Annotated in this window: 9 protein-coding genes; 7 read left to right on the top strand and 2 right to left on the bottom strand. The window is 63.2% G+C overall.

Annotated elements, in window-relative coordinates:
- The first annotated feature begins 10 nt into the window (after positions 1-10).
- A complete protein-coding gene (locus EOA19_RS15120) occupies positions 11-346 on the top strand; it encodes a cupin domain-containing protein (RefSeq protein WP_023811768.1) in 336 nt (111 codons plus the stop codon).
- A 157-nt stretch (positions 347-503) separates the two neighbouring features.
- Here EOA19_RS15120 and EOA19_RS15115 read toward each other — a convergent pair whose 3' ends face one another.
- Positions 504-1,922, bottom strand: a complete 1,419-nt coding sequence (locus EOA19_RS15115) for a coniferyl aldehyde dehydrogenase (RefSeq protein ID WP_128304055.1) — start codon at positions 1,920-1,922, stop codon at positions 504-506.
- A 380-nt stretch (positions 1,923-2,302) separates the two neighbouring features.
- Between EOA19_RS15115 and EOA19_RS15110 the strand changes: the two genes are divergently transcribed.
- Positions 2,303-3,064, top strand: coding sequence for a sulfotransferase (locus EOA19_RS15110; RefSeq protein ID WP_128304054.1), 762 nt, complete (start codon positions 2,303-2,305; stop codon positions 3,062-3,064).
- The gene (recQ, locus tag EOA19_RS15105; RefSeq protein WP_128304053.1) at positions 3,064-4,905 is read left to right on the top strand and encodes a DNA helicase RecQ; all 1,842 of its coding nucleotides are present in this window, start codon (positions 3,064-3,066) and stop codon (positions 4,903-4,905) included. The genes EOA19_RS15110 and recQ overlap by 1 nt, the downstream gene beginning before the upstream one ends.
- A gap of 258 nt (positions 4,906-5,163) precedes the next feature.
- Here recQ and EOA19_RS15100 read toward each other — a convergent pair whose 3' ends face one another.
- Complete coding sequence (locus EOA19_RS15100; RefSeq protein ID WP_128304052.1) at positions 5,164-6,060, bottom strand: LysR family transcriptional regulator; 897 nt, start codon at positions 6,058-6,060, stop codon at positions 5,164-5,166.
- 277 nt (positions 6,061-6,337) lie between these two features.
- Here EOA19_RS15100 and EOA19_RS15095 point away from each other — a divergent pair, with 277 nt between their 5' ends.
- The 4 genes from EOA19_RS15095 (at position 6,338) to EOA19_RS15075 (ending at position 10,710) form a co-directional block, all read left to right on the top strand.
- Positions 6,338-7,072 carry an SDR family oxidoreductase gene (locus EOA19_RS15095; protein ID WP_128304051.1) on the top strand — a complete coding sequence of 245 codons (735 nt, stop codon included), beginning with the start codon at positions 6,338-6,340 and terminating at the stop codon, positions 7,070-7,072.
- Positions 7,073-7,146: 74 nt separating this feature from the next.
- The gene (locus tag EOA19_RS15090) at positions 7,147-7,746 is read left to right on the top strand and encodes an NADPH-dependent F420 reductase (protein WP_128304050.1); all 600 of its coding nucleotides are present in this window, start codon (positions 7,147-7,149) and stop codon (positions 7,744-7,746) included.
- A 1,342-nt stretch (positions 7,747-9,088) separates the two neighbouring features.
- Complete coding sequence (locus EOA19_RS15080) at positions 9,089-10,045, top strand: DUF1403 family protein (RefSeq protein WP_063169437.1); 957 nt, start codon at positions 9,089-9,091, stop codon at positions 10,043-10,045.
- Positions 10,046-10,047: 2 nt separating this feature from the next.
- Positions 10,048-10,710, top strand: coding sequence for an SMC-Scp complex subunit ScpB (locus EOA19_RS15075; protein WP_063169436.1), 663 nt, complete (start codon positions 10,048-10,050; stop codon positions 10,708-10,710).
- The last annotated feature ends 1,034 nt before the right edge of the window (positions 10,711-11,744 follow it).

The raw sequence follows: 11,744 nt of genomic DNA, 5'->3' as shown, positions 1-11,744 counted from the left end.
GGAGACGACGATGACCACAAAGATTTTCGCGCATGCCGGCGAGGGCGCCTGGACGCCGACCCCGGACGGCAACAGGCGACGCGTTCTCCTGCATACCGACGAGTTGATGCTGGTCGAATTCGGCTTCGACAAGGGTGGCGTCGGCGCCCTGCATTCGCACCCACACGTCCAGGCTAGCTATGTCGCCGAGGGCCGCTTCGAGGTGACCATCGACGGTAGGACCGAAACCATCGAGACCGGCGGCAGCTTCATTGTGCCGTCCGGTCTGGTGCACGGCGTCAAGGCGCTGGAAGCAGGGCGGCTGGTCGACAGCTTCACGCCGCACCGGGCCGATTTCCTCGGCTAGCCAGGGAAGACCCGCACCTCAAAAGAGGCGCGGGTTGTTGCCTGGGCGCTTGTGGCGCCGCGGTACTCAAGACATGACCGCAGGATGCGAACCTGCCGCATGATGGTGAACATAGGCTTAACGCGCCGGGTGTTCGTGATGGCGGTGACTGCGTCGGTCAGGTGATATGCCGGAGCAGGCTGAAGAGCCGCTCGAACGTCTTGCCGTAGGGCGGGCGCAACAAGGCTCCCGCGCTCAGCCGGGACTGCAGGAAAACCGGCTTCTCCTTGCTGAAGGTGCGAAAGCCCCATTCGCCGTGATAGGCGCCCACGCCGCTGGCGCCGACGCCGCCGAAAGGCTGGTTCTCCTGCACCAGATGCAGCATGCAGTCGTTGATGGTGACGCCGCCGGCGACGGTCTCATGCAGGATGCGTTGACGGTTGCCGCTGTCGCGCCCGAACCAGTAGAGCGCCAGCGGCCGGTCCGCCCCGTTCACATGGGCTATCGCCTCGTCGATCCCGGCATATTCGACGATGGGCAGTACCGGCCCAAAAATCTCCTCGCGCATCAGCCGCAGGTTTGCGCCGGCGTTGCGGACCAGGGTCGGCGGCAATTTCCGGCTGGTACCGCCAAGCTCCTCACTGGCCGGGTTGATTTCGGTGACATCGGCGCCGGCGTCACGCGCTTCAGTGATCATGTCGCGCAGGCGCTGGTGGTGCCGATCGCTGAGGATGGCGGTATAATCGGGGTTGTCGCGCAGGGTCGGGTAGAGCTTCGCGATCGCCGTTGCGAGCTTCGCGGCGACCGCGTCTGCTCGCCCCTTCGGGACCAGAAGATAATCCGGCGCGATGCAGGTCTGCCCGGCATTCAACAGCTTGCCATAGGCAATGCTGGATACCGCCGCGTCGAGATCGCATGACGGATCGAAGATTGCCGGCGACTTGCCGCCGAGTTCGAGCGTGACCGGGGTCAGGTTGGCGGCCGCGGCGATCGCGACCTGGCGTCCGACCGCGGTCGAGCCGGTGAACAGCAAATGATCGAAAGGCATCGACACGAAGGCCTTTCCCATCTCCGCGTCGCCGCTGATGACGCTGAGCTCATCGGGTGCGAAATGCTCGGCAACGAGTTTGGCCAGCAGCGCTGAAAATGCCGGCGTCAATTCGGAAGGTTTTATAAGCACGCGATTGCCGGCCGCGAGTGCCGCCGTGACCGGCGCGACGGCGAGCTGGAAAGGATAATTCCAGGGCGACACGATGCCGACGACGCCGAGCGGCTGCGGGACGAGGCGATTTCGGCCGGGCAGGAACGGCATGGTGGTGACAACGCGGCGTTCGCGCCAGCCCCTGAGGTGCGACAGCGCGTGGCGGATACCGGCGCGCACGACGAACAGTTCCGCAAGACGCGTCTCATGCGCGGAACGGCCGCCAAAGTCGGTGTCGATGGCGGTGCAGATGTCGGCTTCATGCCGCTCGGTCAACGCCAACAGGCGTTTCAGGCGATCCTTGCGGATGCCAAAGTTGGGGAAAGGCTGCGCCTCGAAGGCAGCACGCTGCAACCGAAACCGCTCGCCGAGAGCATCCTGAATGGCCTGCAGCATCGCGCCCTCCCTGACTTGTCGGGCCGAGCTTACATCGTGGTGCGTGGCGGAATCCAGCGGGGGTGCAGGTCTCACAAGGGAAGGTGCTGCGGCGAGCCTTGGATCAATCGGTCAGCTTCCGCGTTCGCGCCGCAGGCTTTCCTTGGGCCGGCTTGTTCTGGTTGTGGTCCGGTGTCAGCTGCGCTAAGGCAAGGTGCCCATGCGGAGAGTCGTTTTGACCGGTTTCCACATCCTCTCCAATCCACGAAATTGCAGCCCGGTGTCTGCCTGATGCAGGCATCGGCGATGAGCATCTTGGCCGTGGCCCGCAGGCGGCGCGTTTCGTCCCGGGTGGCCCTGATGCAAGATCGGGTTGCCGCATTGCGCCAGCGGAATTGCGGATGAAGGGCGCGCGCAGGCTTGAGGCTGCGTTTGGAGCGGCCGCGCGAAGGGTTATGCGGGAGTTTCTGCGATTCGTGCCGCTGTCTCTGAAACAGCGCATGCAAAGACGCACATACGCACGCGCAACGCCCGCCAACAGAATTTTCATTTCGGGCTGCGCGCGTAGCGGAACGACGCTGACACAGCGGCTGATGAGGTGTTTCGGGGATATTTTCGTCCATCCGCCCGAAGCGCGATACACAATGCTGGACATGCTGGATCGGCCGGAATCGAACCTCGTCGTCAAGCGCGATGCGCGCGGTTTTGCGCATCTGGCGAAGCTACCTCCCTCCATCGGCTTGATCTATTGTGTGCGCCATCCATTCGACACGCTGACAAGTTCGCATCCGCAAACACGCCACGAGCGTCGGTTCCACGTCACGCCGCATCGCTGGCTGGCCGAATACGACGCGCTGACCCGGCTGAAGAAGGCACAACCGCACCGGCAGATACTCTTTGTCCGCTACGAAGACATGATCGGCGCGCCCGATGCGCAGCAGGACAGAATCGCGCAGTCGTTCGGACTGACACCGCGCATTCGTTTCAGCGAGGATCCGGACAATCCGATCCGGGTGGCTTCGTTGAGAAAATGGGAACGGAATGAAGAATTCAGGACCTATCTCGACGGTCTGCCCCCGGCATTTCTCGTCGGCGTCCGGCGTTTCTGCGCCGAGTTCGGCTATGACATGCCAATAAGCACGCCGACCGTGGACGCGCGGTGATGCAGGCACCGGCGGCCGTCGCGACAGAAGAGCGAGATCCCAAGCGGCGCGTGCTGAAAGACGTGTTCGGCTTCGATGATTTTCGCCCCGGCCAGGCCGATGTCATGGACGCGCTGCTGGCTGGGCGTCATGTGCTGGCCGTCATGCCGACAGGTGCGGGCAAATCGCTCTGCTACCAAGTGCCGGCACTGGTCCTGGGTGGGCTCACCATTGTCGTTTCGCCGCTGGTGGCGCTGATGCAGGATCAGGTCGCCGCCTTGCGGCTTGCCGGCGTGGCGGCCGACACGATCAATTCCTCGATCGACCGCGATGCCAATATCGCCGCATGGCGTCGCGTCGCCTCGGGCCAGACGCGCCTGCTCTATCTCGCGCCGGAGCGGCTGATGACCGAGCGCATGCTCGAGGCGCTGGCCAGGCTCGATATCAGCCTGATCGCCGTCGACGAGGCGCATTGCATCTCGCAATGGGGGCCGGCGTTCCGGCGCGAATACGAGGACCTGTCGCGTCTGCGCGGCATCTTTCCCAACGTGCCGATCATCGCGCTGACGGCAACGGCGGACGAAGGCACGCGCACCGACATCGAATCCCGGCTATTTGCCGAGCGCGTCGAGACCCTGGTGCTGGGCTTCGACCGGCCGAACATCAAGCTTGCCATCGAGGCCAAGCAGGACAGCAAGCGGCAATTGCTGCGCTTCGTCGCGCGCCATCCCGGCCGCAGCGGCATCGTCTACTGCCTGTCGCGCAAGAAGACGGAGGAGATGGCGGCCTTCCTCGAGAAGAACGGCGTGACCGCGCTCGCCTATCATGCCGGCATGAGCAAGGAGGCGCGAGACGCCAACCAGAACAGCTTCATGACCCTTTCAGGCGTCGTCATGGTGGCGACCATCGCTTTCGGCATGGGCATCGACAAGCCTGATGTCGCCTATGTCTTCCACACCGACATGCCGGGCAGCCTGGAGGCCTACTACCAGGAGATCGGCCGCGCCGGCCGCGATGGGCGGGACGCCGAGGCGCATATGCTGTTCGGCCTTGGCGATATCCGCATGCGCCGGATGTTCATCGACGACGAGGATGCGCCGCCCGAGCACAAGAGGCGCTCGCATGGCCGGCTCGACACGCTGATCGGCTATTGCGAGACGGCGCAGTGCCGCCGCCAGGTGCTGCTCGGCTATTTCGGCGAAGAAGCGCAGCCTTGCGGCAATTGCGACACCTGCCTCGACCAGGCGCCGCGCGCCGATGGCGGAGCGGAGGCGCGGATCATCCTGGCAGCCATCGCCCAGAGTGGCGAACGCTTCGGTGCCGGCCATGTCATCGACATTCTGCTCGGCCATGAAACCGAGAAGGTGCTGGCCAGGAACCACCAGAGGCTCGCCAGCTTCGGCAGCGGACTGGCGCATAAGAAGGATTTTTGGCTGTCGCTGATCCGGCAACTCGTCGCCGGCGGGTTCCTGATCCCGGATCCGGCCGGCCATGGCGGGCTCGCCATCGCCGAAAAGGGCCAGGCGCTTGGCCGTGGCGAGGTGCCGTTCCATTATCGTGTCGAGGTACGCAGCCGCGCCTTGCGCGGCAAGACGCGCTCCGGGCAGGATTTCGGGCAATCGGATGTGGACACCGGGCTGCTGGCCGCGCTGAAGACCTTGCGACTGCGGCTCGCCAAGGAGCGCCAGGTGCCGGCCTATGTGGTGTTTTCCGATCGCACCCTGATCGACATGGCAGAGCGCCGCCCAAACGACCTCGACGCCTTCGCTGAAGTGAATGGGGTTGGGGCGGCAAAGCTGAAGGAGTTCGGCCAGGTTTTTCTGAGTGCGATTGCCGAGCACCAATCCGATGGTTCGGCCTGAGGTCAGATCAGCGACTGGTCACGCGCCCTGAAGCATAGGGATCTTCGGAGAAGGCATCCGTTCCGAAACCTCCTGTTCCGTCGCCGCCCATTCCTCCACCGCCCATGCCCCCGCCGAGACCGATCAGTTCAATGTTCTCTGGCCGGCCAGTCGACAGATCAGGCCCAGACTGAGGCGTTCATCGACTTCATGGCTGAGCATCTGCAACCGCAATAGGTGCCGCTGTCCGCTTATCCCGCAGCGTCGACCCGCGGGGCGTCAGTCGCGCGATATGGACAGTCCCGTGAAAAGCGGAGCGTAGGCGGCGAGCCTGCGGGATACGAACTCCGTGAAGAGCCGCACGCGCTTCGTCTTGCGTGTCTCCCCCTGTGTGAGAAGCCAGAGCGTTCCGTACATGTGCAGGTCGGTGCCCGGCACCCTCACCAGCAGGGGGTCGGCATCTCCGACGAAGCACGGCAGTGTCGTGATCCCGAGACCTTGCCGTACGGCAACGATCTGCGCCTCGGCGTCCGTGGTCCTGAATGGAACCCCCGCGGTGCGAACCTCACCCGCGCCGGCCCACTCTGGAATTCCATGAACGCTTATGACGATCCACCGGATGGGATCAGGCGCGCCCGCACGCCACGCGGCCAGGCGATCGCGGGACATGTAGACGCCGCCGAACACCTCCGGTCCCTTCAGGCCGTGAAGATTGAGCGGCAGGGTTTTGCGGTCGTAGACGACGCGGATCGCGACGTCGGCCTCTCGGCTGGTCAGATTTGCCAGCTCGCCGGACGACAGGATTTCCATCTCGATGTCCGGGTGCAGACGCGCGAAATCGGCGAAGTCCGGCATGAGCAGGTGTGTCGCGAGGGGAGGTGCCAGCGTCACCCGCAGAAGCCCGCGCACACCCTGGTCGCGCCCGAAGACGCGCGTCTCCAGCTGGTGCGACGACGCTTCCATCTGGTTCGCGAGATCGAGGACCTCCTCGCCCGCAGCCGTCAGGCGGTAGCCCGAAGGCAGCTTTTCGAACATGTGCGCTCCGAGGCGTTCCTCGAGCTGGGCGACGCGTCGCAGCACGGTCGAGTGATTCACCCCGAGCTGCGCGCCGGCAGCCCGCACCGAGCCTCCGCGCGCGACGGCAAGAAAGTAGCGAATGTCATCCCAGTCGATCATGGTGCAATCCGGCACCGCGCGGTGCGCCTTCCAAAGCCCGTATCTAACGCATGCTACAGCAGTACGGGCGGGACATCATAGCTTATGTCGACAGGGGCGGCGCAATTCCGAATGGCGGACACGGATCGTCACGGCTGGCGTCAGTTCCTGAAAGCGGATCGATTTTGCACCACCGATGTGCGCGCATCCGCACTCACGGCGTGACTCTGACGGGCCCATCTAGAGGTTCTCGGGGCTTACCCGAACGACCAAAGACAGAGCCTGGAAGGATTGAGTTATGGGAAAACTAGACGGTAAGGTTGCGGTTATTACGGGTGGCGCCACCGGCATCGGCCGCGCCGCAGCGAAGCGCTTCATCGAGGAGGGCGCCTTCGTCTTCATCTTCGGCCGCCGGCAGGAAGCGCTAGATGCCGCCGTGGCCGACCTCGGGCCTAATGCCCGCGCGGTGAAAGGCTCGGTTTCCAACGAGGCCGACCTCGACCGGCTCTACGCAGCGGTGAAGGCCGAGCGCGGAACCCTCGACATCGTCTTCGCCAATGCCGGGGCGGGAGGCCTGCTTCCGCTCGGCGAGATCACCGCCGAGCACATTGACGAAACCTTCGACACCAATGTGAAGGGTACGATCTTCACGGTCCAGAAGGCGCTGCCGCTGATGGGCGAGGGCGGTTCGATCATCCTGACCGGATCGAGCGCCGGCACCACGGGCGCCCCCGCATTCAGCGTCTACAGCGCGAGCAAGGCGGCCGTGCGCAATCTTGCGCGGAGCTGGGCGGAGGACCTGAAGGGCACCGGCATCCGGGTAAACGTGCTGTCGCCCGGGCCGACAGCGACCGAACTCGCGAAGGCAGCGATAGGGGAGGAGGGCTTGAAGGCCTTTGCCTCGATGAACCCGCTCCAGCGCATGGCCGATCCGGCTGAGATTGGAGCGGCGGCTGCCTTTCTCGCGTCATCGGACAGCAGCTTCATGACCGCCAGTGAGGTAGCCGTCGACGGCGGCTTGGCGCAAATCTGACGCCCTGCGCCCGGCCGGTCACTCCATTCGATATTTTGAGCCCGCAGGGCGTGGTAAACTGAAGGAGAATATACATGAGCTATGCAATTATTGGCTTCGGCAAGATCGGCCACGCTCTTGCCAAGGCGTTTGCCCGCAACGGCATCGAAGTGTCCGTGGCTACCACGCGCGACCCGGAAAGCTTTGCAGCCGATGCGGCCGCGATCGGACCCACGATTATCCCGAAAACGCTGGCGGAAGCGATCAAGGCGGACATCGTCTTTCTGGCGGTTCGTTTCGAGTCGCACCCAGATGTTGCGAAGGCTCTGTCAAGCTGGGAAGGCAAGACGATCATCGACGCGACGAACGTGTTTCCAGTCCCTGAAGAGCTGGACGGTCTGCCGTCCTCCGCTTTCGTCGCAAAGGCGTTCACCGGCGCCAAGTTGGTCAAAGGCTTCAATCACCTGATCGCGGCGACTTTGGCTGCCGATCCGATCGTGGAGGGCGGGCACCGGGTCGTCTTCCTGTCGAGCGACGACGAGGACGCGATCGCTCCCGTGGCGGCCTTAGCCAAACAACTCGGGTTCGCACCGGTCAAGCTGGGGAAGCTCAACGAGGGTGGCGCACTGGTGCACGCACGCGGCCGCACTTGGGGCCAGCTGATCTTCCAGGACCTGTTCAAGAAGGAGCAGTAACGGATTTATCGTGCACCGACAGAGTGGCCGGTGTTCGACGCCGGCCACATCGTCAGCAACGAGCCGAGCCGCAAAGTGACATGCTTGAAAGCGGCTTACATTTGCCTGGGATCCTTCGGCCGACATGTGCCGGCCACCCATGAATCGTAATTGCAATAGCTGACGTCCCAGCCGGCATCGCGTCTTTTGGAAGTTACCTCACGACCGCCCGGGCGGATGGGTCCGAAGCCACCCCAACTGCCATCCGAGCCTTTGCAATTTCCCATGACGCGATAATTGCAGTTGTTTACGACGAAGTTGCCGTCCATCGACACGCATGCCGATGCGACAGTGGAAAGACTGAAGAAGGCCGTGCCGACGACTGTGACGGCGAGAGAGGCTTTGCGCATAGTGGTCTCCTAACTGGCTGGGCGAACCAACCATTACGAGATCTTGGGCCGGCCACTTCCCCCATTTGGGCCAAACCGGCTGGCAAATTCACAGCGACATGGCTGCGCTTGCGGACAGAAAACCATGTGCGGAGAGCCGAATGGGCCTGCCCATCGCCGAAGCTTTACGCCTCCGCAAAGGCCAGAGTGTCCCGGCTCGGGCGGCTTTGTCCTGTTGGCTGCGCGATATGCGCGCGATATGCGGCAGGCGGCTAGCAGCCCAGGAGATGTCAGGTTCTTGGGCTAAATGGCGGAGAGGGAGGGATTCCCTTTCACCTCTATGATACTGAAAATACTAGTCTTTTCGCGCTTTTTGTTACACAGTTTGTTACACAGCTACAACTACGATTTATAACCGCTCTAAGCTCGCAGCTTTTGGGCTCGCCTGCCCAATCCATCCGATCTGTCGAAACCGATGGCTTGTAGGACACTCCCGCGTGTGTACGTTGGGGCTTGGGTCAGAAGGTGACCCACAGCAAAGACGGGAGCGCCGCAGCGCAAAAGATCTCATCGGTCAAGGAACAGATAGTGAAGTAGCCTGTGACAATCGGCGCCAGCATCACCTCCAAAGCCGACCAGGAAAAACCCGCAAAAAACGTCGCCCTCAGATACCCCGTCGGCAATGAATATGGGACCGAAGTTGCGCGGCAGATCGGGCGTTAGATGCCTTCATGACATCTGAACCTGAGCAGGCTCCTACGCCGCGAGCCGGCACATTTCCGAACGGAGTTTCGTCCGGCTGCGCAAAAAGGTGCCCTGTCGAGACTTACTTGTTGGCCAAATGGCTTAGCAGGGACGAACTCGTGAAGAGATTGATAATGCAACACTATCAGTCGTTGTGCTGATCCGACAGGCTGTGCGTTTTGGCACGAAAATCATGGCGAAAAGCGCACCGGCACTTTACTCTCCAAATTATGATTCGCCTCGATCCCGCGACCGCCAGCTCCTCTGCGCCGCCCTCCGTTCCCGCGTGGGCGATCACAAGCGCCGGCGCGCCGAGTGACGGCGACGCCGCCTTCCGGGCCGGCGCCGCCCTGGGTGCCCTCGACACGCTCGCCCGCGCGCAGGCAGCCTGGGCCGGCGCTTGGCGGCAGCGGCTGGCGGTTCGCTGCGCCGCCTCCAGCATGCGGCTCGCCGGCCGCGCCGAGGATGCGGCCGCCTTGCGCGATGCCTGGCATTTGCGTCCCCTACGTGCTGACCCCGGTCCCGCAGGCGCCGTCTTTGGCGCCTGGCGGCAGTTGGCCAGGCAGCCGCCCGCCGCTACGCCCGGCCGGCTCGGGAAGATACTCGACCAGCTTGGCCTCCATTGGGACGGCGCCGCGCTCGCCGACCTTTGCACGCAGATCGAAAAACTCGGGGTATCCCAGCGGTCGGCGCCATTCGACGCCGCGGCGATCGCCGCTGAGGTCGTCGCCATGCGTCCCGATGCCGAAGTCTTTGGCTGGTGGCTCGCCGACCTGGTACTGGCGCAACGCCTGGGCTGGCCGCAGCCCCTGCCGCTCCTAATGGCGCAGGGTTTTGGACCATCTTTCCGCACCGAGGCCGGCGGTGGCCGGCGCATCCGGCCCGGGGACAAGAATTTTGAGCGGGCGGTTTGCATCGCGCTCGTCGCGGCCGCCGCGGACGCTTGTCGGTTGGCCGCCGAGCTGTCGCGCCGGGCCGAAAAACTCCTGGCGGTGGCGCCGAAACTGCGCGCCAAAGGCGCCGGCGACGTAATCTTTCTGCTGCTCAGTGAAGACGCCGTGTCCGGATCGCTGACGACGGACAATCTGTCGCGCTTTGCATCGCGACGGCTGTTCGAACGGCTGCAGCAACTGGAGGTCGTGCGCGAGCTCTCCGGCCGCCCCACATTCCGGCTGTTCGGGCTGTAGCGATGAGCGAAGCGTCCGCCCGCCGCAAGCCAAACGATCAGCCGGCGCTGCTCGACACCGAACTGGAACATCTGCCGCCGGAGCTGCGCTGGTGCGAATGGATGGCCCGCGTCGAAGCGGTGATCTTTGCGGCAAATGAACCGGTGACACGTAGTGTCCTCGCGCGGGTGGTGGGAAAAAACTGCAATATCGAGCTGATCATCGACGACATTCGCGCCGAACTCGCCGGCCGCCCTTACGAGCTGGTCGCGGTCGCCGGCGGCTGGCAGCACCGGACCAAAAAGGTTTTTGGCGACGCCATTCACGCAGCCTTCGGCACGGCAGCGGGCGAGGGAGCAAAAGAACTGTCGCAGGCGGAGGCGCTTGTCTTGATGTGCATTGCCTATTTCCAGCCGATCACCCGTGGCGAGCTGTCGAGCTTTTTCGGCAAGGAGGTGTCACGTGACCTGATCGGCGTGCTGCGCGCTGAGCAGCTGGTCGCCTCGGGGCCGCGCAGCCCGCAGCCGGGCGCGCCCTACACCTATGTGACGACCAAAACTTTTCTGTCGCAGTTCGGGCTCGACACGCTGCGCCAGCTGCCGGATTTCGAGGCGCTCGAGGACGCCGGGCTGCTGTCGAAGGAGAAGCTGCTGGATCATCCCAGGGTTTGCAGATATCGACGATGATGGCGCCAGCGCCGCGCTCGACGAATAGATGATCCCATCACGGCGGGACACACGCGATCTCGCCGCTCGTCACATAGAAGATTGCGCCACGCACGCCGTCTGGTCTCGCCGGCTGGGTCCTTCGCGTGACGGAAGGGAGGTGGCGGCACGCGTCCGCTTGTCGATGAAGGATAAGCGAACAGGCAATTGATCGAGCCTGGTCGCACATGTCGATCACCATTGAGAGCTCTCGAAGGGAGAAAGTTCAATTGAACCACGTCTACCTTGAGCTTCTCGCGACGATTGAGGCGTTAAGATCCAGCCCATCGGGGCGACCATTCAGACGCTGATGGACAAGGTTCGCGACCTTTCACAGACGATCAAAGCCCTGAAAGACGATCTCCACCAGACAGCCGGCTATGGCCTGCTAAGAACCTAGCCAGCCGGCGAGTGCCCATCCCGGCCATTGTCAGCGAGGCGGCCATCCCAACAAGATCGCCTTGCCGCCACCGCCAATGGCGGATGCTGACAGCAGCGCCATAAGAACGCCAACGTAGATGGGGAAGATCATCCTCGGGCTATTCGTCCTTCCAAATGACAGTCTTCCCCCGAAAATCCCAATGAAATTTGAGGTTGGCTTTCAGTACCTCGGTGGGGATCCTCGGCTCGATCGCTGTGTGGAGAGCGTTATACGTTTCTCGGCAGAAGCTCGGCGGCGGGACATTCAGCTTGTACCCCGACGGGTACCTAAAATCTTGCTGAGAATTCATCAGGTCAAGGTTGTTGGCAATCATCTTCACGTTCCCAATCGGCGGCATTCCTAGGGCCACTGCGGCTTCGTAAATGTCCTCGATCTTGTGACCGAAGCCGAGCCGGAGACCGCGTTTCGACACGCCCTTTGAAGCTAGATACGCTTTCAAGAGGAGTTCTAGGTGTGAGCTTTCGAGAGGTTGTCCATTCGGACCGGACCGAGGAGACTGGAGTTACCACGCTTCAGCATCCATCGGAGGGTCCGAATGAACATCCACAAGAATGCCCGTCTCACACCGCTGCGT

The sequence above is a fragment of the Mesorhizobium sp. M7A.F.Ca.US.010.02.1.1 genome, from assembly GCF_004023085.1.
GTDB lineage: Bacteria > Pseudomonadota > Alphaproteobacteria > Rhizobiales > Rhizobiaceae > Mesorhizobium.
Note: the sequence above shows the minus strand (reverse complement) of the source record. Positions and strands in the feature narration are given on the sequence as shown.

Bases quoted from the DNA above. Each gene is read 5' to 3' on its own strand.
- EOA19_RS15075 (WP_063169436.1), top strand. From the start codon at position 10,048: ATGAGCGAAGCGTCCGCCCGCCGCAAGCCAAACGATCAGCCGGCGCTG.
- EOA19_RS15090 (WP_128304050.1), top strand. From the start codon at position 7,147: ATGAGCTATGCAATTATTGGCTTCGGCAAGATCGGCCACGCTCTTGCC.
- EOA19_RS15100 (WP_128304052.1), bottom strand. From the start codon at position 6,060: ATGATCGACTGGGATGACATTCGCTACTTTCTTGCCGTCGCGCGCGGA.
- EOA19_RS15115 (WP_128304055.1), bottom strand. From the start codon at position 1,922: ATGCTGCAGGCCATTCAGGATGCTCTCGGCGAGCGGTTTCGGTTGCAG.
- EOA19_RS15120 (WP_023811768.1), top strand. From the start codon at position 11: ATGACCACAAAGATTTTCGCGCATGCCGGCGAGGGCGCCTGGACGCCG.
- EOA19_RS15110 (WP_128304054.1), top strand. From the start codon at position 2,303: ATGAAGGGCGCGCGCAGGCTTGAGGCTGCGTTTGGAGCGGCCGCGCGA.
- recQ (WP_128304053.1), top strand. From the start codon at position 3,064: ATGCAGGCACCGGCGGCCGTCGCGACAGAAGAGCGAGATCCCAAGCGG.
- EOA19_RS15095 (WP_128304051.1), top strand. From the start codon at position 6,338: ATGGGAAAACTAGACGGTAAGGTTGCGGTTATTACGGGTGGCGCCACC.
- EOA19_RS15080 (WP_063169437.1), top strand. From the start codon at position 9,089: ATGATTCGCCTCGATCCCGCGACCGCCAGCTCCTCTGCGCCGCCCTCC.